A 24,216-nucleotide genomic window follows, 5' to 3' on the forward strand; every position below is an offset into this window, starting at 1 on the left:
GATGTCGCAGAGCACAACGCGCAACATTTTTTCGTGTCTTCGTTCCAGCGTTTGGTTCCCGGGCCTAACTTAGGCTATGCTGGTTTCTGCGTTGAGAACAAGACAGGCGTCGGGAGAGAGCGTGGGATACCAGCGGCGGACGGGGCTGCATCCATGATAACCTTGCCGAGACTGGCGGCTGAATCCCTCGAGGACTTCCTCGGGAAATTCATGCGGCGCCGGTACGATGAGACTTCTGCCAGCATCGTCGAGAGCGCGACGCGCACCGCGATGGAATGCATCGGCAACAGCGATGCGCTCTATCATAATATCGAGCATACGATGCTGGTGACGCTGGCGGCCCAGGCCATCCTGCGCGGCCGCAGCCTTCACACCCATCTGTCGGCCGAGGATTACGTCCACGTCCTGATCGCCTGCCTCGCCCACGATATCGGCTATGTGCGCGGGCTGTTCGAGGAGGACGATTCCGACGGCTTCGTGATCGACGCGTCCGACAACAAGGTCTCGCTGCCGCGCGGCTCGTCGGACGCGAGCCTGATGATGTATCACGTCGATCGCTCGAAGCTGTATGTGACGCGGCGGCTGCGGCATATTCCCGGGCTCGATCCGGAGCGGGTTGCCCGCGCCATCGAGGGGACGCGCTTTCCGGCCCGCGAGGGCCAGGAATATGACGACGAGGCCTCGATCCTGCGTGCGGCCGATTTCATCGGCCAGCTCGGCGATCCCAACTATCTGCGCAAGGCCAACGCGCTGTATTACGAGTTCGAAGAGGTCGGCATGAACCGCCAGCTCGGTTACGACTCGCCGGCCGACATCGTGAACCGCTATCCACAATTCTATTGGAATAGCGTCGCACCGCACATCCAGACCGAGATCGGCTATCTCAACAAGACCGAGATCGGCCGGCAATGGATCGCCAATCTCTACAGCAACGTGTTCCGCGCCGAGCGCGACATCTCGCTGTCGGGACCGCAGAGATAGGCGGCGCTCCGCGTTACCGTAGCCCGGATGAGCGCAGCGATATCCGGGGCGGGCGTCGCAAGATTCCCGGATGTCGCTGCGCTCATCCGGGCTACGGGCTACGGCCTCCCCACTCCGTGAGAAAACCATGCAACAAAAAACCGTCACCACGGACATCCTCGACATCGCCTATCGCGAATACGGTGCGCCCGACGGCTGGCCCTGCATCATGGGCCACGGCTTTCCCTACGACGTGAATGCCTATGCCGAGGCCGCGCCGATCATTGCGTCGGCCGGCGCGCGCGTGCTCGTGCCCTGGCTGCGCGGCTATGGACCGACGCGTTTCCGTTCCGCCGCGACGCTGCGCTCGGGCGAACAGGCGGCGCTCGGCGCCGACCTGCTGGCCTTCATGGATGCGCTCGGCATCGCGCGCGCGATCGTCGGCGGCTATGACTGGGGCGGGCGCGCGGCCTGCGTGGTCTCGGCGCTGCATCCGGAGCGCGTGATCGGCCTCGTCTCCGGCAATTCCTACAACATCCAGAACATCGCGCGGTCGATGGAGCCGGCCTCGCCGCCTGAGGAGGCGGCGCTCTGGTATCAATACCTCTTCCACAACGAGCGCGGCCGCCGCGCGCTGGAGCGCAACCGGCGCGGCTTTGCGCGCCAGCTCTGGGCGATGTGGTCGCCGACATGGACATTCGACGACGCCACGTTCGAGACGAGCGCGGTGTCGTTCGACAATCCTGATTTCGTCGACGTCGTGATCCACTCCTACCGCCACCGCTACGCGCTGGTGGACGGCGATCCCGCCTATGCGGCCATCGAGGCGAAGCTCGCCGAGCAGCCGCCGATCCGCGTCGCGACGATTGCGATCGACGGCGACAGCGACGGCGTCAATCCCGGCACTGCCCATCATGCGCACAAGTTCGAAGGCGTGTTCGAACGGCGCGTCTTCGCCAAGGCTGGACATAATTTGCCGCAGGAGCGGCCGGCCGAATGGGCGCAGGCCGTGCTGGACGTGCGGAAAGCGGCGATGCCATCTCGCTGAGATGCCGCAACGCCATCAGCAACTCGACGCAAGACCACCTTGCCGAACTCCGCTGATCTGACGCGCTGACAAAAAAGCAGCACGCCGCGCCTTCGCGCCACGATTTCGGGCGGCGACAATCATCGGGGAGAAACCATGAAAGCCGCTTTGGTCCTGGCCGCAGCACTGGCTGCCGCCTGCCTGTCGACGCCTGTCTCCGCGCAAAAATCCTACGGTCCTGGCGTCAGCGACACCGAGATCAAGATCGGCAACACCATGCCCTATAGCGGGCCGGCCTCGCCGCTCAGCATCACGGGCAAGGTGATCTCCGCCTATTTCGACGAGGTCAACGAGAAGGGCGGCATCGGCGGCCGCAAGCTCAATTTGATCTCGCTGGACGATGCGTTCTCGCCGCCCAAGACCATGGAGGCCGCGCGGCGCCTCGTCGAGGGCGATGGCGTTGCCTTCATCTTCGCCACCATGGGCACGGCGCCGAGCTCGGCGATCGCGAAATATCTCAACAGCAACAAGGTGCCGCAGCTCTTCCTGATCAGCTCGGCTTCGAAGTGGAACGACCCCGCCAACATGCCGTGGTCGATGGCGCTGCCCTGGGCGCCGAACTACACCAGCGAGGCGGCGATCGACGTCGCCTATGCCCGGGCCAAGAACCCGAACGCGCGCTTTGCGGTGCTCTACCAGAACGACGATGCCGGCAAGGAATATCTGCGCGGCGTCAAGGAAGCGCTCGGCGGCGACGCCGACAAGGCGATCGCGATGGCTTCGAGCTTCGAGGTCACCGATCCCACCGTCGACTCCCAGGTGCTGACGCTGGCGAACACCAAGGCCGACGTCTTCATGATCTATTCGGTGACGCCGCGCGCCTGCGCGCAGGCGATCCGCAAAGCCCACGAGGTCGGCTGGCAGCCGACCCGCTTCCTCGCCAGCGGCTGCGCCAACAAGGCGACCGTGATGGTGCCGGCGGGCCTCGATGCCGGCAAGGGCGTGCTCTCGCTCGGATCGCTCAAGCCGTTCGTCGAGCAGCCGAAGGACGACCCGGCGATGACGGCCTATATCGACTTCATGAAGAAGCGCCTGCCCAATGCCGACGTCAACAACGTCGCCGGCCTCTACGGCTACACCGTCGCCGAGGCGCTCGTGGTGCTGCTCAAGCAGTGCAAGGACAATCTAACGCGCGAGAACATCATGGCGCAGGCGGCGAATTTGAAGAACGTGCCGCTCTCGCTGCTGATGCCTGGGATCACGCTGAACACCACCCCGCAGGATTTCCGCCCGATCAAGGACGGCTATATGCTGCAGTTCGACGGCAATGACTGGGTGGTGGCGAGCGAGCTCTTGAAGGGGACGTGAGGCGAAGTAAGAGAGCGGCCGCAGAGACGGTGCACCCTCTCCCCCTGTGAGAGAGGGTGGATGCGCGAAGCGCAGCCGGGTGAGGGGTTCTCTCCGCGAATGATTCTCTTCGTTGAGTTCGCGGAGAGAACCCCTCATCCGGCGCTTCGCGCCACCTTCTCCCACAAGGGGAGAAGGGAAGAAGAGGAGATCTCCATGGACTTTCAACACTCCGTCCGTTCGCTCGAGCTGCAGGAGCGCGTCCGGCAGTTCATGCGGACGCATGTCGAGCCGGCCGAGGAGCTCTATTACGAGCAGGTGAAGCCGGAAGCATCGCGCTACAAGACACCGCAGATCCTGCAGGACCTGAAGCGGATGGCGCGCGAGCAGGGGCTCTGGAACCTGTTTCTGTCAGGCGAGCACGGACCGGGGCTCTCCAATCTGGAATACGCGCCGGTGAAGGAGATCATGGGCCGCATCCTCTGGGCGCCCGAGGTGTTCAACTGCTCGGCGCCCGATGTCGGCAACATGGAGGTGCTGGCCAACTACGGCACCAAGGCGCAGCAGGAGCGCTGGCTGAAGCCGCTGCTGGAGGGCCGCATCCGCTCCGGCTTCTCGATGACCGAGCCGCAGGTCGCTTCCAGCGATGCCACCAACATCCAGTGCGCCATCACGCGCGACGGGAGCGACTACGTCATCAACGGACGGAAGTGGTTCACCTCGGGCGCGATGAACGAGGATTGCGAGATCCTGATCGTGATGGGCAAGACCGCGCCCGACGATCCCGACCGCCATCGCCAGCAATCCATGATCCTGGTGCCGAGGAACACGCCCGGCGTGCGCATCGCCCGCGACATGCTCACCTACGGCTATGACGACGCGCCGGCCGGTCATCCCGAGATTTCTTACGAGAACGTCCGCGTGCCCGCGGAGAACATTTTGCTGGGCGAAGGCCGCGGCTTCGAGATCGCGCAAGGCCGTCTCGGTCCCGGCCGCATCCACCATTGCATGCGGCTGGTCGGCTGCGCCCAGCGCGCGCTGGAATTGATGTGCCAGCGCTCGGTGTCACGCGTCGCCTTCGGCAAGCCGCTGGCCGAGCAGGGCTCGGTGCGCGAGGACATCGCGCACTCCTTCTGCGAGATCGCGCAGGCGCGGCTGCTCACGCTGCAGGCCGCCGACAAGATGGACCGCGAAGGCAACAAGGCCGCGCGCGACCTGATCGCCGCCGCCAAGATCGTGGTGCCCGCCATGGCCGCCCGCGTCATCGACCGCGCCATCCAGATCCACGGCGCCGCCGGCGTCTCGCAGGATACGTTCCTGGCGCGCGCCTATGTCTACGCCCGCTTCATCCGCATCGGCGACGGACCGGACCAGGTGCACCTGGCCGCGGTGGGTAAAGAGCTGATCAAGCGCGGCGGGGTGATGGGATAGCCAGACGGCTGCTCGCGGAGTGGGCATGAGATTGCGGAAGGGGAGCTGGTCATAAGGTGGTATGGTATGTTTTGATGGACCGAAGTATTTGATGCGTGGACTGCCGACGTTGTTGCGCTCGGCACATGAGCGAGCAGGTCAACAATGCGCAGTTTCGCCTTCAGCAGCCGCACCTCCGGCGCGCGATCGATCGCGGCCATTTTCGCCGCCCTCCTGACAATCCTGACCATCTGGAGCAGTCGATCGGCTCTCGCAGCGGTCGAGCCGTTCCCCGCGGCTTTCAAAATCGAACGAATTTCGGTCAACGGCGTCACGCTGAATGTCCGCGTGGGTGGACAGGGACCGGCGGTCGTCCTCCTGCACGGCTTCGCCGATACCGGCGACATGTGGGCGCCGCTCGCCAAGGCGCTCTACAAGGACCACACCGTGATCGTTCCGGATCTGCGCGGGATGGGGCTGTCGTCCCAGGCCGCCGGCGGTTACGACAAGAAGAACCAGGGCATGGACATCGCCATGCTCATGGACAAGCTCAAGGTCCAGAAAGCCGATCTGGTGACGCACGACATCGGCAACATGGTGGGCTACGCGCTCGCGGCGCAATACCCCGACCGCATCACCAAATGGGCCGTCATCGACGCGCCGCTGCCCGGCATCGGCCCCTGGGATGAAATCCTGAAGAGCCCCATGCTCTGGCATTTCAATTTCCGCGGCCCCGACGTCGATCGCCTGGTCAAGGGCCGCGAGCGCATCTATCTCGATCGCTTCTACAACGACCTGTCGGCCAATCCCAAGGCCATCGACGAAGCGACGCGTAACCATTACGCCAAGCTCTACGCCCGGCCGGGCAACATGCATTACGCCTTCGAGCAGTTCGCAGCGTTCGGCAAGGACGCCGCGGACAACAAGGTCTTCGCCGCGACCAAGCTGACCATGCCGATCCTCGCGCTCGGTGCCGAAAAGTCGTTCGGCGAGCAGCAGGCTGCGGTGATGCGCGAGGTCGGCACCAAGGTCGACGGCGGCATCATCACCGGCTCCGGACATTGGATCATGGAAGAGCAGCCGGCGCAGACCGTGACCAAGGTGCGCGCTTTCCTCGACGGGAAATGACGGGCAGGGCGACTGGCGTGGGTCCGCCTCACGCCTGGCCGCGCCGTCGTCGCGCCTCGTGGTGACGTAGCGCCTCGACGATCACCTTGAACGCCGCCGAGTTCTGCCGGGACGTCGGGTAATAAAGGTAGTAGCCGTCGAACTTCGGCGACCAGTCGTCGAGCACGACGACGAGCTCGCCGGACCGGACCTGCCGCGCCACGATGTCTTCCGGGAGATAGGCGATGCCGAAGCCCTTCACGGCGGCGTCGATCATCGCGCGCGAGTCATTGAAGGTCAGCTGGCCCTCGACGCGTACCCTGAGGTCAGGACCGCCCTTGGCGAACTCCCAGACGTAATGGCCGCCGGCCGCCGCGCGGCGCTTGATGCAGACGTGCTTTAAGAGGTCCTGCGGGTGCTTCGGTTTCGGATGCTGTTTGAGATAGGCGGGCGAGGCCACCGCCACGAGCCGCCAGTCCGGGCCGATGCGCACTGCGATCATGTCTTTCTCGACGCTCTCGCCGAGGCGGACGCCTGCATCGAAGCCGTCCTCGACGATGTTGCGGAAGGCCGTGTCGAGGCTGAATTCGACCTTGATGTCGGGATAAGCCTTCAGGGCCGGGGCGAGCCTCGGCCAGACGGCTGTATCCAGGGCATGGTCCGAGAGCGTGATCCTGATGGTGCCGGAGGGCTTGTCGCGCAGGGACATCAGTGCGGCGATGTCGCGCTCGATCTCCTCGATACGCGGGGCAACCGATTGCAGCAGCCGCTCGCCGGCCTCGGTCAGCCCGACGCTTCGCGTGGTGCGCGCGAGCAGCCGCAGGCCCATCTGCGATTCCAGCCGCTTGATCGTATGGCTGAGCGTCGACTGCACGATGCCGAGCTTCGCGGCGGCCCTGGTGAAGCTGCGCTCGCGGGCGACGGCCACGAAGGCCAGCAGATCGTTGAAATCCCGGTTTGCCATGGCCGCGATTATTCATGGCTCATATCGATGAATGCAAGCGAATTACAGTGGCTAATCGAATGCCCAGGGCCGGCCTATCTGTGGCCGCGGGCGCCGCGGGCAATCGCTGCGGCCAACATCGAGGAGGCTCAGATGCAAATTCGGCAAGCCGGCTCCCAGCCTTCGGCGAGGGCCCCCGTGGAGTATTTCACCGGCACGGTTCGGATCGATCCGCTGTTTCCTTCCGTCGAGCCGTCGCGCGTTGCCGGCAATCACGTCACGTTCGAGCCCGGCGCACGCACGGCCTGGCACACGCATCCGTTCGGCCAGACGCTCATCGTCACCTCCGGCCTCGGCCGCGTGCAGCGTTGGGGCGGTCCGGTCGAGGACATTCGTCCCGGGGACGTGGTCTCGTTCGGACCCGGTGAGAAACACTGGCATGGCGCGTCCCCCAAGGCCGCCATGAGCCATATCGCTGTTCAGGAGGCGCTCGACGGCAATCCGGTCGAATGGCTGGAGAAGGTGACGGACGAGCAGTACGGCGACCGCGCCGGCAAAGGAGAATGACCATGAAGGCAACCGTGCTCTATGGACCCGGCGATGTCCGCTTCGAAACGGTCGACGATCCCAGGATCGTCAAGCCGACCGACGCCATCATCAAGTTGTCGGCGACCTGCATTTGCGGCTCCGACCTCTGGCCCTATCGCGGACTGCAGCCGAACGAGGGGCCCGCGCATATGGGCCACGAATATTGCGGCGTCGTCGTCGAAATCGGCAGCGCGGTGCGGACCATCAAGCCCGGCCAGTTCGTGGTCGGCTCGTTCTGCCTGTCGGACAACACCTGTCCGCATTGCAAGTTCGGCTTCCAGTCCTCGTGTGAGCAGCGCGAGTTCATGTCGGGCGCGCAGGCACCCTATGCGCGCGTCCCTCTCGCGGACGGCACACTGGTTGCGACCCGCGAGATGCCGGGACGCGATCTCATCCCGCATCTGCTCGCAACCTCCGACGTGCTCGGCACCGGCTGGTACGCGGCTAACGCTGCCAACGTGAAGCAAGGCTCGGTGGTGGCGGTGGTCGGCGACGGCGCGGTCGGCCTGATGGGCGTGCTCGCGGCGAAACAGATGGGCGCCGAGCGCATCATCGCCATGAGCCGCCACGCGACGCGGCAGGCGCTCGCCAAAGAGTTCGGTGCGACCGACATCGTGGTCGAGCGCGGCGCCGAGGGTATCGCGCGCGTCAAGGAGCTGACGCGCGGCGTCGGCGCGGACTCGGTGCTCGAATGCGTCGGCACGCAGGAGGCGATGTCGCAAGCGCTCGAATGCGCGCGCCCCGGCGGCACGATCGGCTACGTCGGTGTTCCCCATGGCGTGACCTTCGATGGCCAGGCCTTGTTCTTCGGCCAGCGGCGCATGATGGGCGGTCCCGCCCCGGTGCGCCGCTTCCTGCCCGACCTGATGGACCGGGTGCTTCAGGGCCGGATCCAGCCGGGCAAGGTGTTCGATCTCACGCTGCCGATCGACCGGGTCGCCGAAGGCTACAAGGCGATGGACCAGCGCCGCGCGATCAAGACGCTGCTGACGGTGTGATCACAGGGGAGGGCGTCGATCTCGGCTTACGCGACATCTTGTCGGCCCCATCTCGTCATCATCCGTTCAAGATCCGTGGCTATGGTGTCATTCGACGATTGGCTTGCCGGATGTACGCGAGCCGTATCGCAAACCTCGGCCCTCGTGCCGGGGTTTTTCGCATGGCATCGTGCCGACGCGGACGCAGCCGAGCGGAGAGATTCACCCCAACGGCAACTCGTCGAGCGGCCATACCGGACGGCGGACCTTCCGGTACGACAGCTTGGAGTTGTCGAAGGTGGCAAGGCCGCCGCTGTCGGCCAGGATCACCTCCCTGGCCATCGGCCCGAAGGCGGCCCGGAAGTGGTGCGCTGATTTGACGGCGACGATGCGGAACCGAGCCGGCTCTGCTCCAAGAATTCGGAACATTTCCTGATCGTAGGTCTGCAGCGTGTTGGTCGAGATCGCGATGGAGATGCCGTCCACTTCGAGCAAGGCGCTGGGCCCGAGCGTCATGGGCTGACCGGCATTCATCGGCCCCTCGCAGACGAAGGCGCCGTCCGACAAGCCCGTCACCCGCCCGCTCAGCGTGAGCGGAGGACCGTAGCTTTCGGGATGACGCTTGGCGCCGAGAACGACATCGAGGCTTGCCCCCAGGCCCGCTTCATGACAGCGGGAAGCGGCTTCGGAATCGCCGAGCACGCCGAACAGCACACCGTGGATCCCGGCCTGCAGTAGCGCCTCCAGCAGGCGGATCCCATCGCCATAGGCGCCCGAGCCCGGGTTGTCGCTGAAGTCGGCGATCACGAGGGGACGGGTGTCCGCGACGTCGCTTGCGGCTGCGGCAGCGAGCTTCGTTGCATCAGTCAAATCGAGCGCGGTGACGGTGACTTCGGCGCGGCGGCGGACCATCTCGTCCTCGAGCGCCGCCGCGGCCTGCCGCGCGGCCGCTTCGGCGGCGTTGTGGGAGGCATCATAGGTGACCTGGACGCTGGGGCCGACCTCGGCGATGTCGGAGCGGCTGAACCCCGCGCAGACGTCGACGGACAACAGGCCGGGCGTCTGCGCCTGCATGTCCGCGGCGCGCGCCAAGAGGTCGCTCATCACGCCGCCTTGCGTCCGTCCGTGATTGCAGCCGTCGAGCAGAGCTGGCTGCGAGCGGAAGACCTTCGGGCGGGTCTTGCCGTCCATCGCCGCCTGCAACAGCTCGGCGGCGCGGAACGCCGTCTCGTACTGGTCGATATGCGGGTAGGTGCGGTAGGGCAGCATGATATTGGCCAGCCGGCCCATGCGTTCGGTGACGTTGGCGTGCAGGTCGAGCGTCACCGCAATCGGAATGGTGTCGCCCAGACGCTTGCGCAAGCCTTCGAGCAGCGCGCCTTCGGCGTCGTCATCGGTCTCGGTCACCATCGCGCCGTGCAAGGCGAGGATGACGCCGTCGAGCGGCCCGGTTTCGCAAGCCGTGTAGACCAGCCGCTGCAATTCGGCCCAGCACTCGGCCGTCACTTTGCCCGATGGAGTGGCCGCGGCCGCGACCGGCTGCACCAAGGTCCAGCCGTAACGCTTGGCTGCCGCCAGATGCGCGGCGATCTCCATTCTGGTGTCGGCCAGTGCCGGGGCGATTTCACCATCGCGCAGGAACAGCCGCTTGCGATAGTCCTCCAGCGTGGTCGGAACGATCGAGAAAGTGTTGGTCTCATGGGCGACCTGCGCCGAGAGGACGCGCCGCGTCTGGCTCATGGGATTCCTTTGTTTTTTTCTTATGCAATCTCACAAGTCAGCCGCGCCGACACGCGCCGTCTCCTGTTCGGCAATGCACGACCGCATCGTGCCCCTGTTTTGCCCGACGAGTCAAAATCAATTGCGTAAGAGCTGCTGGTTTCGCGCCAGCCACCAACCCATTGAATAACCTGACCCCGCCTACTGTGCATGGGGTTGTTTTGCAGCTTTTTGTTGGGAGGACCCTACCGCCGCCTGGCTGCGGTAAGGCGCGCCGTCACCCCGCCTTGGCGGTACGACCGGCCGTGGCGCCCGAGCGCAGGTTCTGGAAGAATGTCTCCACCTCCCGCGACAGCGTGTCGGCCGTCTCGGTCAGGCCGCGTGCGGCCGTCAGCACCGAAGCCGCCGCCGTGTCGGTCTCGCCGATGGCGTCGCGCAGCGAGGTGATGTTGGCGACCAGCGTCTCGTTGCCTTGCGCTGCGCTCTGCGCGTTGGACGAGATCTCGCGCGTGGCCGCGTCCTGCTGGCCGACGGCGCTTGCGATCGCGGAGGTGACCTCGTTGATCTCGCGAACCGCGCCGCCGATTTCGCGGACGGCGTCGACCGCATTGCGGGTCGAGGCCTGGATCATCGAGACGTTCTCGCCGATCTCGGCGGTCGCCTTGGCGGTCTGGCCCGCGAGCGCCTTCACTTCATGGGCGACCACGGCAAAGCCGCGGCCGGCCTCGCCGGCGCGGGCGGCTTCGATGGTGGCGTTGAGCGCCAGCAGATTGGTCTGCTCGGCGATCGCCTGGATCAGGCTGAGCACGCCGTCGATGCGCTGCGTGGCCGCAGCTAGGCTCTCGATCTCGGAGATCGACTTCTCGGTGCGCTGGCCGGTCTGCTCGACCGCGCCGGCGCTCTGCCGCACCTGGCGGCCGATCTCGACCACCGAGGCCGATAGCTCCTCGGCCGCACCCGCCACCGCCGTGACGTTGTGCGAGGCCTGCTCGGTGGCATCCGCGGCCGTGCCGGCGCGGCTGGAGGCCGCTGCGGTGACGCGGGTGATGGTCTGCGCGGTCTCGCGCATAGTGGAGGCGTTGTCGCCGAGGCCGCGCATGATGGCGCCGATGGCCTCGCGGAATTGCTCGACGGATTGCTCGATATGGCGCGCGCGCTCCTCGCGGGCGGCCGAGTCCTGCGAGACCTGGGAGGCGAGGTTGCGGTTGCGGTCCATGGCCTCCTGGAACACCTGGATCGCGCGGGCCAGCGCGCCGATCTCGTCGGCGCGGCCCGAATGCGGCACCACGACGTCCTGGGCGCCTTCGGCGACCTGCTTGATGGTGGCGGTGATCGCGGCGAGCGGCCGGGCGACCGAGCGGGCGATGATGACGATGCCGATCACGACCAGGGCCAGCGCCACGCCGCCGAGGCAGGTCAGCACGAAGGAGAGGGTGCGGTTGGTCTCCGTCTCGCGCGCGATCTGCTTGGCGCGCTCGGCATAGACCTTGGACAGCGCCTCGAGATCCTTGTTCAGCGCCGAGCGCACGGCGCGGTTGGCGTCGTTGTCGCCCCATTCGCGGCCCGCGGCCGCGTTGATCTCGACGCCGCGGCGCACCAGCTCCTTGCGGAATTCGACGAACTGCTCGATGCGCTTCTTGAAGGTGGCGAACTGCTCGGCATCGTCGGACTTGACGATGGTCTCCCAGCGCTTCACGACGTCGAGGATCTGGGCGTTGAACTTGAGCAGGCCCTCGCCGTACTTCTTCACCACAGCGGGCTCGGCCGACATGTAGACGCCGCGCGATTCCATCACGACCGCATAGACCAGCGAGTTGACGCGCTCGACGTTCAGCGCGGCGGCGTTCGCCGTCTCGATGGCGTTGGTCAGGTCGGCGCCGCGGCGGCTGTTGTAGTCGGACAGCATGGCGATCGCCGCCGTCAGCAGCGCGAACAGCGCGAAGATCGCATAGAGCTTGGTGGCCAGCGTGAAGCGGCCAGCGAGCCTGACGGCATTCCCAGATCGAACTGATGTCATGGTGTAAAGGGGCCCGGACATGGCCTGGAGTGGCCGGTGAGCGCGGTGGTACAAATTGATGCAAAACTATGCAGAACGAAGATGGACGCGGCGTTAACGTGCCGTGCGGCGGAACTTGCCGCGGCGCAGCGAAAACGTGAGTTTTCCCAGTGATTTGCGGTGGGCTTATCGGTTTCCGGCAGATCGCCACGGGAAAGTTCCGGACTGCCCCCAACATCGGCGTGCATGCCGGCCGCAAGGCGCGTATTTCCTGATACCGGGCCGCCGCCGAGATCTGGACTCAGCCAGCGGCCGACGAACCCCGGAGAGGGCCTTGGCCTACCGCCACAGCATCGACGCCACGACCCACATTTTCCAGGATTTGCGCGATCTCCTTGCCAAGGCGACGCCGCCGCGCTCCGGCGACCGGCTGGCCGGGATCGCCGCCGACACCGCCGAGCAGATGATCGCGGCGCGGATGGCGCTCGCCGACGTTCCGCTCAGCCAATTTCTGCAGGAAGCCGTCATCCCCTATGAGGCCGACGAGGTCACCCGCCTCGTCATGGACAGCCATGACGCCAGGGCCTTCGCGCCGGTGGCCTCGCTGACGGTCGGCGGCTTTCGCGACTGGCTGCTGTCGGATGCCGCGACGCCGGCGGTTTTGAAGTCGCTCGCGCCCGGCCTCACGCCGGAAATGACCGCCGCCGTCTCGAAGCTGATGCGCAACCAGGATCTGATCCTGGCGGCGCGGAAATGCGAGGTCACCACCGCCTTCCGCAACACCATCGGCCTGAAGGGGCGGATGAGCACGCGGCTGCAGCCCAACCATCCGTTCGACGATGCCCGGGGCATCACCGCCTCGATCCTCGACGGCATCCTGCTCGGGGCCGGCGATGCCTGCATAGGCATCAATCCCGCAAGCGACGATCCGGCCGTCATCGCGCAATTGTTGCGGCTGCTCGACGAGATCGTCGCGCGGCTGAAGATCCCGACTCAAGGGTGCGTGCTGACCCATGTCACGACGACGCTGTCGCTGATCGGGCAGGGCGTGCCGGTCGATCTCGTCTTCCAGTCGGTTGCCGGCACCGAGGCCGCCAACCGCAGCTTCGGCATCGACCTTGCGCTTCTGAAGGAGGCGCACGAGGCCGGGCTGTCGCTGCGGCGCGGCACCGTCGGGCAGAACGTGATGTATTTCGAGACCGGCCAGGGCTCGGCGCTGTCGGCGGGCGCTCATCACGGCGTCGACCAGCAGACCTGCGAGGCGCGCGCCTATGCGGTTGCCCGCGCCTTCGCCCCGCTGCTGGTCAACAGCGTGGTCGGCTTCATCGGCCCGGAATATCTCTACGACGGCAAGGAAATCATCCGCGCCGGGCTGGAGGATCATTTCTGCGGCAAATTGCTCGGCCTGCCGCTCGGGATCGATATCTGCTACACCAACCATGCCGAAGCGGACCAGGACGACATGGACAATCTGCTGACGCTACTTGCCGCCGCCGGCGTCACCTTCATCATGGGCGTCCCCGGCGCGGACGACGTCATGCTGAACTACCAGTCGACGTCTTTTCACGACGCGCTTTATGTCCGCGACGTCTTCGGCTTGCGCCGCGCGCCGGAATTCGACGATTGGCTGGCGCGGTCGGGCATCACGGGCGCCGATTTCCGGATTGCCGGCGATGCAGGCCTGCTGCCCGATTTTGCCTCCCGGCTGATCGCCTGAGCGAGCAGGGCTCCTCTCGGGAAACCATTTGCCGCCCTCGGGATTATGCTTCCGCCACAATATTGAGAAATTCCGGCGGCAGCATTACGCTATGTGTCTGGCTGGCAATTTCCGCAACCAGGTCGAGCGTGGCGGGGGAGCTTAGATGCGAGCTGCAAGTAACGGAACGTCCCGGCGGATTCTCTGCGTGTTTCCGCGCTATACATCCTCGTTCGGGACCTTCGAGCATTCCTATCCCCTGACCGACGGTGTCAGCGCCTTCATGCCGCCGCAGGGCCTGCTGCTGATCTCCGCCTATCTGCCTCAGGATTGGCAGGTCAAATTCGTCGACGAGAACCTTCGCCGCGCGACCAGGGAAGAGTTCGAATGGGCCGAGGCGGTCTTCGTCAGTGGCATGCATATCCAGCGCCAGCAGATGAACGACATCTGCCGCCGCGCGCATGAATTCGACCTGGCCGTCGCGCTCGGCGGCCCCTCCGTCAGCGCCTGTCCGGACTACTATCCCTCGTTCGACTATCTCCATGTCGGCGAGCTCGGCGACGCCACCAACCAGTTGATCGAGATCCTGTCGCGCGATACGGCGCGTCCCGAGGCCCAGGTGGTGCTGACCACCAAGGACCGCGTGTCGATGACGGAGTTTCCGATTCCGGCCTACGAGCTCGCCGACGTGAAGAAATACTTCCTCGGCAGCATCCAGTATTCCTCGGGCTGTCCCTATCAGTGCGAGTTCTGCGACATCCCCGGCCTCTACGGCCGCAACCCGCGCATCAAGACGCCGCAGCAGATCATCGCCGAGCTCGACCGCCTGCGTGAATGCGGCATGACCGACACTGTCTATTTCGTCGACGACAATTTCATCGGCAACCGCAAGGCGGCGATGGACCTGTTGCCGCATCTGATCGAATGGCAGAAGCGGACCGGCTACGTGGTGCGGCTCGCCTGCGAGGCGACGCTCAACATCGCCAAGCGGCCCGAGATCCTCGAGAAGATGCGCGAGGCCTATTTCATCACCATCTTCTGCGGCATCGAGACGCCGGACCCCGACGCGCTGAAGGCGATGCAGAAGGACCACAACATGATGGTCCCGATCCTGGAGGGCGTGCAAACCATCAACTCCTACGGCATGGAGGTTGTTTCGGGCATCATCATGGGGCTCGACACCGACAAGCCGAACACGTCGGAGGCGCTGCTCGCCTTCGTCGAGGAGTCCCGGATTCCGCTGCTCACGATCAACCTGCTTCAGGCGCTGCCGAAGACGCCGCTGTGGGACCGGCTGGAGCGCGAGGGGCGCCTGGTCGAGGACGAGGGCCGCGATTCCAACGTCGACTTCCTGTTGCCCTATGACGAGGTCGTCGCATCCTGGAAGCACGCCATGGGCGTCGCCTACGAGCCCGAGAGGGTCTACGCGCGCTTCCAGTACCAGTGCGACAACGTCTATGTGCACCGCCTCAAGATGCCGGTGCCGGACGAGATGAAGACCTGGCCCAACATCCGACGTGGCCTCGTCATGCTGCGCAACATCTTCTGGAAGGTTGGCGTGCTCGGCGACTACAGGCGCGTGTTCTGGAAGTTCGCGCTGGGGCGCATCAAGCGCGGCGATCTCGAAGGCCTGATCGGCTGCACCCTGATCGCGCACCACCTCATCACCTTTGCGCGCGCGGCCTCGAGCGGCAGGCAGAACGCCTCGAACTACTCGATCCGGCTGCGCGAGGCCGCCGTTCCCGCCGAATGAGCGACCAGCCCGTTCCGGCTCGACCGACCCTCGACCTGCGGTCGCTCACGCCCGCGCGCGTCGCGCTCGGGCGCAGCGGTGCAAGCGTGCCGACCAATGCGCTGCTTGATTTCACGCTCGATCACGCCCGCGCCCGCGATGCGGTGCATGCCGCCTTCGATGCGCCGCGTCTGCTCGCCGATCTCCGCGCGCTCGGACTTGCCGTCACCGAGGTGCGCAGCCAGGCGGCGGACCGCAGGGACTATCTGCGGCGGCCGGATCTGGGACGGCGGCTCGATCCCGGCGCGGCCGCCAGTCTGGCGCGAGAAGCCGCTGTGCCGCGCCAGCTTGCGCTCGTGATCGGCGACGGCTTGTCGGCGGCAGCGGTCCACGCCCATGCGGTGGCCCTGGTGCGGCACCTGCTGCCGCTGCTTGCTGAAGGCGATGCTGTCGCGCTTGGCCATGTCGTCGTCGCCTCAGGCGCGCGCGTTGCGCTCGGCGACGAGATCGGCGCCATTCTCGGCGCGCGCATGGTCGTGACGCTGATCGGCGAGCGGCCGGGCCTGTCGGCACCGGACAGTCTCGGAGCCTACCTGACCTTCGCGCCGCAGCCGGGCCGCACCGATGCCGAGCGCAATTGCGTGTCCAACATCCACCACTCAGGGCTCGGCTATGACGAGGCCGCCTTCAAGATCGCCTGGCTGGTCCGCGAGGGGCTGGCGCGCCAGATCAGCGGCGTGGCGCTCAAGGACGAGAGCGCAGACCGCGCGCCGCGTCGAATTGGCACATTCCCGGCCGGATGACGGTGGCCGGACCCGAAATCGCCGCATCTTGATCGATTTGCCCACACTTCGCCTGCTTGCGAGAAGGGTGATTGACCTGCTAAACCGCAGCCGGCGATTTTCCGCGCATTTTCAAGGGGCAAGCCTCCCATTGGTATGGCGTTTTCAAGCCGTTCGCGGGGCGCAACAAGCTCTCAAGCCGATTTAGGAACTGGACAAGGCATGCTCGAAAAGCACAGCGAGAATGAGGTTCATGTCGACAAGGTCGAGCAGGGACCGGCGTCCTCGATCGCCTTCGGGCTGGAACGTCTCGGGCTGATCGCCGTCCGGGCCCCGATCGTCTCGTGCCTTGTCCTGCTCGCGCTGATCGTCGGGGCGGTGTTCGGCATCCATCGAATCAAGATCGACGATTCGCTGTCGCAGCTGTTTCGTTCCGACACCCGTGAATTCAAGCAGTACGAAGAGGTGACGAAGAAGTTCCCGGCAGAGGAATTCGACGTCCTCGTCGTGGTCGAGGGCAAGAATCTGCTGGCGCGGAACAATCTCGAGAAGCTGCGCGACTTCGTCACCGACATGCAGCTGGTCGAGGGTACGCGCGGGCTGGTCTCGCTGTTCTCGGCGCGCCAGGCGCCGGCGCCGGGCAAGCTGCCGGCCGCGCTGTTCCCGGCCGAGCTGCCCGAAGGCGACGCCTATAACAAGTTCATCGAGACCGTCAAAAACAACGAGATCATCCGCGGCAAGCTGCTGTCGGAAGACGGCACGCTGGCGCTGATCGTGCTGTCGCTCGATCCGGAGGTCGTTGCCTCCAGCAAGCTGACAAAGACCGTCGCCGACATCCGTGCGCTGATGAAGGAGGATCTCGGCGAAACCGGGCTCAACGTGCAGCTTTCCGGCGTGCCGGTGATGCAGCTCGAGATCCGCAATGCCGTCGAGCGCGACGGGCTGACCTACAACATCCTTGGCATTCTCGCCGGCTGCGTCATCGCCATCATCTTCTTCCGCAAGGTCTCGTTCATGGTCGCGGCGGCGTTCCCGCCGATGATCGCGATCTTGCTGGCGCTGGGTGCGCTCGGCTGGGCCAATTTCAATCTCAACATGTTCCTGAACGTGATGACGCCGCTCATCATGGTGATCAGCTTTTCAGACTCGATGCAGCTCACCTTTGCCGCGCGTGACCGCCTGATCGCTGGGCAGGACAAGTACACCGCGTTCAAGAACGCGGTGCTGGTGGTCGGCCCGGCTTGCGTGCTGACGCACGGCACCGCCGGCATTTCCTTCATCGCGCTGCAGTTCTCGGACTCCGACCTGATCCGCAAGTTCGGCGAGGCGGGCCTTGCCGCCACCATCATCGCGCTGGTCGCGGTGCTGTCGCTGGTGCCGGTGTTCGGCGTGCTCCTGGTGCGCAACGAGAAGACGTTCGCGGTCAAGTTCCAGAGCGCCGATGCCGGCGTCCAGGCGCTGCGCAATTTCTGCTACTGGATCGCGGTGCGCATGGTGGGCCGGCCCGGCCTGTTCAGCCTGATCGCCGTGGTGTTCGTCGGCGCCCTCGGCGTCATCTACGCCAATCTGGAGCCGCGCTACCGGCTCGCCGACCAGGTGCCGGACAAGCGCCAGGCGGTCGCCGCCAGCGACCGGCTCGACGCCAAGCTCACCGGCGCCAATCCGGTCAACGTGCTGATCGCATTCCCCAAGGGTGAATCGCTGTATTCGACGGAGACGCTGCAGACCATCGCGGACGTGCATGCGACCGTGGAGAAGGCGGCCGGTGTCGGCAATGTCTGGTCGGTCGAGACCCTGCGTCGCTGGCTGGCGGAGAAGGCCGGCAGCGCCGACGTCGCGACGCTGAAGGAATATGTCAGCGTCATTCCCGAGCATCTCGTGCGGCGCTTCATCGACGCCGAGCAGGACGCGGTCGTGGTGGCCGGCCGCGTGCCCGACAAGGATTCCAGCCAGCTCCTGCCGATCGTCGACAAGCTCGATAGCGAGCTCAACGCCGTCCGCAACAAGCATCCCGGCTACGAGATCGCGGTGACGGGCCTGGCGGCCATTGCGGCGCGCAACTCGGCCAGCATGATCGAGAAACTGAACCGCGGCCTCACCGTCGAATTCGCGCTGGTTGCGATCTTCATCGGCCTTGCCTTCCGTTCCTGGGTGGTGATGTTCGCCTGCATCCTGCCGGGCATCTTCCCGGTGGTGATGTCGGGCACGGTGCTGTGGGCGATGGGCGAGGGGCTGCAATTCGCCAGCGTCGTCGCGCTCACCGTCTCGTTCGGCCTCGGCCTCAGCGCCACCATCCACTTCCTCAACCGCCTCCGGCTCGAGAGCAAGCCGGGCGTCGGCTCGGCGCTGGCGGTGGAGCGGGCGACGGTGCTGGTCGGCCCGGCGCTGATCCTGACCACGGTGGTGCTGGCCTGCGGCCTCGTCGTCACCGTGTTCTCCGACCTGCCGTCGCTGCGGCTGTTCGGCTGGCTCAGCGCCTTCTCGATGGTGATGGCGCTGGTCGCGGACCTCTTCATCCTCAGGCCGACGGCGATGTGGCTGATCAACCTGCACGGCAAGCTGCAGGGGACGGACAAGCCCGCGATCTGAGCGGGGCGGGGCGGCAGACGCCGCCTCGCACTCACGCCTCGACGCGAACGATCCCGTACGGATTGAACTTGAAGTCGTCCTCGGCGTAGTCCTGCTCGCGCGAGAGCGTGAGCTTGCGCTCACGCAACGTCGCCTCGATGCCGCGCTCCGCCATGGCGTCGGCGATCTCGTCCATCAACATCACCGCGGACCGATCGTTGCCACGCGATTTCGCGACATAGACCTCCGGCAGGCCGACGAGGTGGTATCCGACGCTTTCGTAATAGACATCGCCGCCGAGCGGGCGCTTGGCGAAGGCAAGACGACAGGCCTTGGTTACGGCGGGCGTCATGCGAAGGCCCTGGTCGGTTGTCGCCCCCTTGCGCGCCTGATCGGCGAGACTGCGCCATCTTGCAAGGCCATGGGCGACGCCGGCGCTTTCTCCCTTGGCGGCGACCGCGCCCGCGTCGAACATCTCGTCCACGATCTGCAGCGCGGCGGCCGAGCCGGCGGCTGTCTTGTCCTGATCCATCCGCGGGCTCAGCACGTAGAGCACCGCCTTGTGGCTCGCGACCGCCGCTTCGTCCGACGCGGACCACGCTTTCGGGAAGACACGGTCCCAGCAGACGCCGAACGACCGCTCCATGTTCGGATCCGGTTTTGCTTGCGAATAGGTGCGGTCGATCTCGAAGCCGAAATCGGCAATCGTCTTCGCCACCGCTTTCGGCGGCCGCAGCAGGCCGTCGTCCTTGCCGAGAAAGCAGAGCACGTGACGCGGCTTCACCTGTGGAGGCTGCATGTTCGCTCCCTGTTGATCATTGGCGAATGCGCGCGTGGCCATGAAGAGCCCGGCGGCCTTGAGCAGATGTCTGCGTATCGGGTCCATCTCACGTCCGTTTCGGGGTGAGTACGTGCCAGCAAAAAGCCCCCGGCTCGCGAGAACCGGGGGCCGTATGTCTCATGGCTCAGAAGAGAGGATCAGCTCTTCGTCATGGTGATGTTGACGCCGCGGATCTCGCCCTTGGAAGAAATCTGCACGGTCTGCTTGCTGCCGTTGGTGCGCAGCGAGAGGTTGGCGGCAAAGCCGTTGGCCTCGACGAACACGTCGATCTGGCCGCCGCCGGCGGTGCCCTGCAGGTTGCCGAAGATGTTGCGGCTGGACTCGCTCCAATTGCCGGAGATGCGCTCGCCCTGGCTCGTCACGTCGCTGGTGAGGTCGAACTTGTAGCTGTCGGAGGCGCAGTGCAGTGCCTGCTTCAAATTGAGCCCGCTGCCGGCGACCTTGTAGTCGGCCTTGCAGCGAATGCGCTCGGTGGAGCCGTCGGAGAGCGACACCGTGCCGGTGCCGGTCCACGCGCCGTCGAAACCGGCAAACGGGCCGGAGGACTGAGCCTGGCTCGCCGAAACCGAGAAGAGCAGCGCCGCCCCGATGCCGGCCGCCTTGATTGCCAGTCCAGATCGCCCAAAGAATGTCATCTTAAATATCCCGTTTTGGAACGACGCCCGCTTACGCATGAGAACGTCTCGCCACATCGAAAGTTTAGTGCTCCGAGCCCGTGTCAGGTTCAAAGCCAGGCTGCCAGAGATGGCGGTTCACAACGTCTCGCGCCAGGACTGGATCCGCTGATTTGCCGCGTTTCGGCATGTTTCTGGCGGGAAATGCGGGGCGGACAGATGCAGCTCTGCAACAGGTCTGCAGTAAAACGCGTGTTGTCTGAATTATGACGTAGTATCAAGCCCTTACATCTGTCAATGAGGGTTGAGGGAAGACCTGATTTGGTGGGCGCGGCGCCAATTTGGCCGCATTTGCCAGTGCTTGTGCCTTCTCTGAGCCGCACCTCCCGCGGCGCCTTGCCATCAGATCAATCCGTTCCGGTCGTCCGTCCCGTGCGGTCCGGGGCCGGTGCGATTCTGCCGCCAGAATGAAGGAATACAATGCGTAAGCTTCTCGTCGCTCTCACCCTGCTGTCGGCATCGCTTTCGACCGCGGCATTCGCCCAGGCAGGGCGTGGCACGGATGCCGAGCAGAAGGCCTGCACGCGCGATGTGCAGAAGTTCTGCCGTCCGGTCATCGACCAGGGCGATTTCACCATCCTGGCCTGCCTCAAGGAGAACCGGGCCAAGATCTCGCAGGCCTGCGACCAGGTCCTGAAGACCCACAATCAGTAAGCCATTGGCCCGAAAAGGCGGCCTTGAGGGCCGCCTTTTCGGGTCCGATCTGCGCAAGGGCAGCCATCGCCAGACAGGATTGGTTTTGCGGCCGTATTCCCCTATATGGGGGCCGCGGCTGATCGCCGGCATGAGCCCGCGAGCGAAGAAGCCCTTTCTGTCCAAACGATTGTAAGCCAGCCCTCGATGACCTCTGCGAGCGAATTGCGATCCGGTAAGGGTGACCGCGACGAGAATTTTCCCGTCGCGTCCTGGATCATTCATCCGCGTCATCGCGGCCTGATCCTGGCCTATTACAATTTCGTCCGCACCGCCGACGACATCGCCGACCACGCGACGCTCCCGCCCGACCAGAAGCTCGCTTATCTCGATCTGCTCGAGGCTGAACTGCTCGGCACGGGCGACACCCAGGCCGAGGCCGTCAATCTGCGCCGCGCGCTCGCCGAGCGCGGCATGGCGCCGCGTCATGCGCTCGACGTGCTGATCGCGTTCCGCATGGACGTGACTAAGCTGCGCTACGAGAATTGGGACGAGGTGATCCACTATTGCCGTTACTCGGCGATGCCGGTCGGCCGCTTCATGCTCGACGTCCATGGCGAGAGCACCTCGACCTGGGCCGCGTCGGATGCGCTCTGCGCCGGCCTGCAAATCAACAACCACCTTCAGGATTGCGGCAAGGATTTCCGCGAGCTCAACCGCGTCTACCTGCCGCGCGATGCGCTGGCGGCGCACGGCGCCTCGGTCGAGCAGCTCGGCCTTGCACAGTCGCCGCCGGCGATGCTGGCCTGCCTGCAAGGGCTTGCCGTGCGCAACGAAGCGCTGCTCGACGAGGGCAGGTCGCTGGCCGCGGAGATCCGGGATGCCCGTCTCGGCATCGACGTCGCGGTGATCCAGGCCTATGCCGACCGCATCGTGCGCCTCTTGAAGGTGCGCGATCCCCTGCGCGAGCGGGTGCATCTGAACAAGTTCGAGCTGCTCGTCTTCAGCCTTGCCGGAATGCTGGGCGAGGCCGGACGCCGCGCGCTTGGACGCAAGGCCATTTCCAGACCGGGGACCGCCCATGACGCTTGAGGCGACAGCGCCCGGCGCCAATGCCAATTACGGCTCGACCGCATCCGGCAGCTCGTTCTACGCCGCGATGCGCATCCTGCCGCATGACCAGCGCGAAGCGATGTTCCAGATCTACAGCTTCTGCCGCCAGGTCGACGACATCGCCGATTCCGATGGACCGCGCGATGAGCGGCTCGCCGCGCTCCAAGAGTGGCGCAACGACATCGACGCGCTCTATCAGGGCAATCCGCCGCCGCGGCTGAAGGACTACGTCGCCTCGGTCAAGACCTTCGGCCTCAAGCGCGAGGACTTCCTCGCCATCGTCGACGGCATGGAGATGGACGTGCCGCAGGACATCCGCGCGCCCGACATGGCGACGCTGGATCTGTATTGCGATCGCGTCGCCAGCGCCGTGGGGCGGCTGTCGGTGCGGGTGTTCGGCCTGCCGGAAGAGGACGGCATCCAGCTCGCCTATCACCTCGGCCGCGCGCTTCAGCTCACCAACATCCTGCGCGACATCGACGAGGACGCCGGCCTCGGCCGGCTCTATCTGCCGCGCGAGGCGCTGCTGCATGCCGGCATCACCTCCGATGATCCGAACCGCGTGATCACCGAGCGCGCGCTGCCGAAGGTCTGCCTGCCGCTGACGCAGCGGGCGAAGGCGCATTTCGAGAAGTCGGACGAGATCATGAACCGCAACAAGCGCCGCACCGTGCGCGCGCCGCGGATCATGTCGAAATACTACCATTCCATTCTGGACCTCCTGATCGCGCGCGGCTTCAACGCGCCGCGCGAGCCCGTGCGTGTGTCGAAGATCACACGCATCCTGATCCTGCTCCGTTACGCTTTCATCTGATGCAAAAGACAGCTCACATCATCGGTGCTGGAATTTCCGGCCTCTCCGCCGCCGTGCGGCTCGCCAATGCCGGCTACAAGGTCGCCGTGCACGAGGCGACGCAGCAGACCGGCGGCCGCTGCCGGTCCTATTTCGACGGCGCCACCAATCTGACCATCGACAACGGCAATCATCTGCTGCTGTCGGGCAACAGCCACGCGCGTGCCTATGCGCGTTCGATCGGCACCGAGGCCGGCCTCGTCGGCCCTGACAGCGCGCAGTTTCCCTTCGTCGACCTCAAGACCGGACAGCGCTGGCAAATCGATCTCGGCACCGGCCGGCTGCCGACCTGGGTGCTCGACGAGAGCCGCCGCGTGCCCGACACCGGTCTCACCGACTATCTCAAGCTGGCCCCGCTGATCTGGGCGTCGGAAGAGACGCTGGTCGGCAAGTCCATTCCGACCGAAGGCATCCTCTATCAGCGCCTGGTGCAGCCGCTGCTGCTCGCCGCGCTCAACGTCGATCCGCCCGAGGGTTCGGCCGGGCTCGCCGGCGCCATCGTGCGCGAGACGTTGCTCGCGGGCGGACAGGCCTGCCGTCCCCTGATCGCGCGCGACGGCCTCAGCGCCGTGCTGATCGAGCCGGCGGTGAAGTTCCTGGAGGCCCGGGGCCACACGGTTCAGCTCGGCCACGAGTTGCGCTCGTTCGCGACCAGCGACGGCAAGGCGGCCGCGCTCAATTTCGGCGGCGAGGATGTGATCCAGCTCGGTGAGGGCGACGTGGTCGTGATGGCGGTTCCGCCGCGCGCGGCGACGAGCCTGCTGCCGGGCCTGAAGGCGCCGACCGAATTCCGTGCCATCGTGAACGCGCATTTCCGCATCACACCGCCGCCGGGCTCGGCGCCGATCCTCGGCGTGATCGGCGGCGTGGTGGAGTGGCTGTTCGCGTTCCCGAACCGGCTGTCCGTCACCATCAGCAACAGCGACCGTCTCGTCGACATGCCGCGCGAGGAACTCGCGCAGGCGATCTGGAACGACGTCTGCAAGGCGGGCGGGGTCTCCGGCGAATTGCCCCCTTGGCAGATCGTGCGCGAGCGCCGTGCCACATTTGCGGCAACGCCGGCCCAGAATGCCCTGCGTCCAGGGCCGGTCACCGCGCTGAAAAACCTGTTCCTCGCGGGGGATTGGACTGCTACGGGATTGCCTGCAACCATCGAGGGATCGGTCCGGTCGGGTGACCGCGCTGCCGATCTGGTTCTGGCCGCCAAAAGATAAGGCGGCCCTGACGGGCAAGCGTCCCGGACAATTTCA

Annotated in this window: 20 protein-coding genes; 15 read left to right on the top strand and 5 right to left on the bottom strand. The window is 65.6% G+C overall.

The window, feature by feature from the left end:
• Positions 1–153 precede the first annotated feature (153 nt).
• The 5 genes from QRQ56_RS19335 to QRQ56_RS19355 all read left to right on the top strand — a co-directional run bounded on the left by QRQ56_RS19335 (position 154) and on the right by QRQ56_RS19355 (position 5,872).
• Complete coding sequence (locus tag QRQ56_RS19335) at positions 154–981, top strand: metal-dependent phosphohydrolase (protein WP_438742278.1); 828 nt, start codon at positions 154–156, stop codon at positions 979–981.
• 127 nt (positions 982–1,108) lie between these two features.
• Positions 1,109–2,008 (top strand): alpha/beta fold hydrolase, encoded by a 900-nt coding sequence (locus QRQ56_RS19340; RefSeq protein ID WP_438742281.1) that lies wholly within the window; start codon positions 1,109–1,111, stop codon positions 2,006–2,008.
• Positions 2,009–2,143: 135 nt separating this feature from the next.
• Positions 2,144–3,355, top strand: a complete 1,212-nt coding sequence (locus tag QRQ56_RS19345) for an ABC transporter substrate-binding protein (RefSeq protein ID WP_438742283.1) — start codon at positions 2,144–2,146, stop codon at positions 3,353–3,355.
• Between the two features lie 195 nt (positions 3,356–3,550).
• Positions 3,551–4,765, top strand: a complete 1,215-nt coding sequence (locus tag QRQ56_RS19350; RefSeq protein ID WP_438742285.1) for an acyl-CoA dehydrogenase family protein — start codon at positions 3,551–3,553, stop codon at positions 4,763–4,765.
• 144 nt (positions 4,766–4,909) lie between these two features.
• A complete protein-coding gene (locus QRQ56_RS19355; protein WP_438742286.1) occupies positions 4,910–5,872 on the top strand; it encodes an alpha/beta fold hydrolase in 963 nt (320 codons plus the stop codon).
• A gap of 28 nt (positions 5,873–5,900) precedes the next feature.
• Here QRQ56_RS19355 and QRQ56_RS19360 read toward each other — a convergent pair whose 3' ends face one another.
• A complete protein-coding gene (locus QRQ56_RS19360) occupies positions 5,901–6,815 on the bottom strand; it encodes a LysR family transcriptional regulator (RefSeq protein WP_438742287.1) in 915 nt (304 codons plus the stop codon).
• Between the two features lie 132 nt (positions 6,816–6,947).
• Between QRQ56_RS19360 and QRQ56_RS19365 the strand changes: the two genes are divergently transcribed.
• Entirely contained in the window at positions 6,948–7,361 is a 414-nt protein-coding gene (locus QRQ56_RS19365; RefSeq protein ID WP_438742289.1) for a (R)-mandelonitrile lyase, read from the top strand.
• A 2-nt stretch (positions 7,362–7,363) separates the two neighbouring features.
• Positions 7,364–8,380, top strand: a complete 1,017-nt coding sequence (locus QRQ56_RS19370) for a zinc-dependent alcohol dehydrogenase family protein (protein WP_438742290.1) — start codon at positions 7,364–7,366, stop codon at positions 8,378–8,380.
• 201 nt (positions 8,381–8,581) lie between these two features.
• Here the strand turns inward: QRQ56_RS19370 and QRQ56_RS19375 are convergent, their stop codons facing one another.
• Together QRQ56_RS19375 and QRQ56_RS19380 are read right to left on the bottom strand one after the other, a co-directional pair.
• Positions 8,582–10,099 (bottom strand): M81 family metallopeptidase, encoded by a 1,518-nt coding sequence (locus QRQ56_RS19375; RefSeq protein WP_438742291.1) that lies wholly within the window; start codon positions 10,097–10,099, stop codon positions 8,582–8,584.
• Positions 10,100–10,355: 256 nt separating this feature from the next.
• Positions 10,356–12,095 carry a methyl-accepting chemotaxis protein gene (locus QRQ56_RS19380; RefSeq protein WP_438742368.1) on the bottom strand — a complete coding sequence of 580 codons (1,740 nt, stop codon included), beginning with the start codon at positions 12,093–12,095 and terminating at the stop codon, positions 10,356–10,358.
• A gap of 313 nt (positions 12,096–12,408) precedes the next feature.
• Between QRQ56_RS19380 and QRQ56_RS19385 the strand changes: the two genes are divergently transcribed.
• The 4 genes from QRQ56_RS19385 (at position 12,409) to QRQ56_RS19400 (ending at position 18,873) form a co-directional block, all read left to right on the top strand.
• On the top strand, positions 12,409–13,791 hold the full coding sequence (locus QRQ56_RS19385) for an ethanolamine ammonia-lyase subunit EutB (protein WP_438742293.1): 1,383 nt from the start codon (positions 12,409–12,411) through the stop codon (positions 13,789–13,791).
• Between the two features lie 145 nt (positions 13,792–13,936).
• Positions 13,937–15,523: a B12-binding domain-containing radical SAM protein gene (locus QRQ56_RS19390; RefSeq protein ID WP_438742294.1), complete on the top strand. Its 1,587-nt coding sequence runs from the start codon at positions 13,937–13,939 to the stop codon at positions 15,521–15,523.
• A complete protein-coding gene (gene eutC, locus QRQ56_RS19395) occupies positions 15,520–16,305 on the top strand; it encodes an ethanolamine ammonia-lyase subunit EutC (protein ID WP_438742295.1) in 786 nt (261 codons plus the stop codon). The genes QRQ56_RS19390 and eutC overlap by 4 nt, the downstream gene beginning before the upstream one ends.
• A gap of 201 nt (positions 16,306–16,506) precedes the next feature.
• Entirely contained in the window at positions 16,507–18,873 is a 2,367-nt protein-coding gene (locus QRQ56_RS19400) for an efflux RND transporter permease subunit (protein ID WP_438742296.1), read from the top strand.
• 31 nt (positions 18,874–18,904) lie between these two features.
• On the opposite strand, the gene QRQ56_RS19405 is transcribed toward QRQ56_RS19400, so the two are convergent.
• Positions 18,905–19,738: a hypothetical protein gene (locus tag QRQ56_RS19405; RefSeq protein ID WP_438742297.1), complete on the bottom strand. Its 834-nt coding sequence runs from the start codon at positions 19,736–19,738 to the stop codon at positions 18,905–18,907.
• 92 nt (positions 19,739–19,830) lie between these two features.
• A complete protein-coding gene (locus tag QRQ56_RS19410; protein ID WP_438742299.1) occupies positions 19,831–20,328 on the bottom strand; it encodes a hypothetical protein in 498 nt (165 codons plus the stop codon).
• A 459-nt stretch (positions 20,329–20,787) separates the two neighbouring features.
• Between QRQ56_RS19410 and QRQ56_RS19415 the strand changes: the two genes are divergently transcribed.
• From QRQ56_RS19415 to hpnE, 4 genes are all read left to right on the top strand, one after another.
• Positions 20,788–21,021, top strand: a complete 234-nt coding sequence (locus tag QRQ56_RS19415) for a hypothetical protein (RefSeq protein WP_028143219.1) — start codon at positions 20,788–20,790, stop codon at positions 21,019–21,021.
• Between the two features lie 186 nt (positions 21,022–21,207).
• A complete protein-coding gene (gene hpnC, locus QRQ56_RS19420) occupies positions 21,208–22,092 on the top strand; it encodes a squalene synthase HpnC (protein WP_438742302.1) in 885 nt (294 codons plus the stop codon).
• On the top strand, positions 22,082–22,927 hold the full coding sequence (gene hpnD / locus QRQ56_RS19425; protein ID WP_438742303.1) for a presqualene diphosphate synthase HpnD: 846 nt from the start codon (positions 22,082–22,084) through the stop codon (positions 22,925–22,927). The genes hpnC and hpnD overlap by 11 nt, the downstream gene beginning before the upstream one ends.
• Positions 22,927–24,180 (top strand): hydroxysqualene dehydroxylase HpnE, encoded by a 1,254-nt coding sequence (gene hpnE, locus QRQ56_RS19430; protein WP_438742305.1) that lies wholly within the window; start codon positions 22,927–22,929, stop codon positions 24,178–24,180. Before hpnD ends, hpnE begins: the two co-directional genes overlap by 1 nt.
• Positions 24,181–24,216 lie beyond the last annotated feature (36 nt).

Source organism: Bradyrhizobium sp. U531, from assembly GCF_051710265.1.
Taxonomy (GTDB): Bacteria; Pseudomonadota; Alphaproteobacteria; order Rhizobiales; family Xanthobacteraceae; genus Bradyrhizobium.

Bases quoted from the DNA above. Each gene is read 5' to 3' on its own strand.
- QRQ56_RS19340 (WP_438742281.1), top strand. From the start codon at position 1,109: ATGCAACAAAAAACCGTCACCACGGACATCCTCGACATCGCCTATCGC.
- QRQ56_RS19370 (WP_438742290.1), top strand. From the start codon at position 7,364: ATGAAGGCAACCGTGCTCTATGGACCCGGCGATGTCCGCTTCGAAACG.
- QRQ56_RS19390 (WP_438742294.1), top strand. From the start codon at position 13,937: ATGCGAGCTGCAAGTAACGGAACGTCCCGGCGGATTCTCTGCGTGTTT.
- hpnC (WP_438742302.1), top strand. From the start codon at position 21,208: ATGACCTCTGCGAGCGAATTGCGATCCGGTAAGGGTGACCGCGACGAG.
- QRQ56_RS19410 (WP_438742299.1), bottom strand. From the start codon at position 20,328: ATGACATTCTTTGGGCGATCTGGACTGGCAATCAAGGCGGCCGGCATC.
- QRQ56_RS19335 (WP_438742278.1), top strand. From the start codon at position 154: ATGATAACCTTGCCGAGACTGGCGGCTGAATCCCTCGAGGACTTCCTC.
- QRQ56_RS19360 (WP_438742287.1), bottom strand. From the start codon at position 6,815: ATGGCAAACCGGGATTTCAACGATCTGCTGGCCTTCGTGGCCGTCGCC.
- QRQ56_RS19400 (WP_438742296.1), top strand. From the start codon at position 16,507: ATGCTCGAAAAGCACAGCGAGAATGAGGTTCATGTCGACAAGGTCGAG.
- QRQ56_RS19380 (WP_438742368.1), bottom strand. From the start codon at position 12,095: ATGACATCAGTTCGATCTGGGAATGCCGTCAGGCTCGCTGGCCGCTTC.
- QRQ56_RS19375 (WP_438742291.1), bottom strand. From the start codon at position 10,099: ATGAGCCAGACGCGGCGCGTCCTCTCGGCGCAGGTCGCCCATGAGACC.
- QRQ56_RS19405 (WP_438742297.1), bottom strand. From the start codon at position 19,738: ATGGACCCGATACGCAGACATCTGCTCAAGGCCGCCGGGCTCTTCATG.
- QRQ56_RS19350 (WP_438742285.1), top strand. From the start codon at position 3,551: ATGGACTTTCAACACTCCGTCCGTTCGCTCGAGCTGCAGGAGCGCGTC.
- hpnD (WP_438742303.1), top strand. From the start codon at position 22,082: ATGACGCTTGAGGCGACAGCGCCCGGCGCCAATGCCAATTACGGCTCG.
- hpnE (WP_438742305.1), top strand. From the start codon at position 22,927: ATGCAAAAGACAGCTCACATCATCGGTGCTGGAATTTCCGGCCTCTCC.
- eutC (WP_438742295.1), top strand. From the start codon at position 15,520: ATGAGCGACCAGCCCGTTCCGGCTCGACCGACCCTCGACCTGCGGTCG.
- QRQ56_RS19345 (WP_438742283.1), top strand. From the start codon at position 2,144: ATGAAAGCCGCTTTGGTCCTGGCCGCAGCACTGGCTGCCGCCTGCCTG.
- QRQ56_RS19355 (WP_438742286.1), top strand. From the start codon at position 4,910: ATGCGCAGTTTCGCCTTCAGCAGCCGCACCTCCGGCGCGCGATCGATC.
- QRQ56_RS19365 (WP_438742289.1), top strand. From the start codon at position 6,948: ATGCAAATTCGGCAAGCCGGCTCCCAGCCTTCGGCGAGGGCCCCCGTG.
- QRQ56_RS19415 (WP_028143219.1), top strand. From the start codon at position 20,788: ATGCGTAAGCTTCTCGTCGCTCTCACCCTGCTGTCGGCATCGCTTTCG.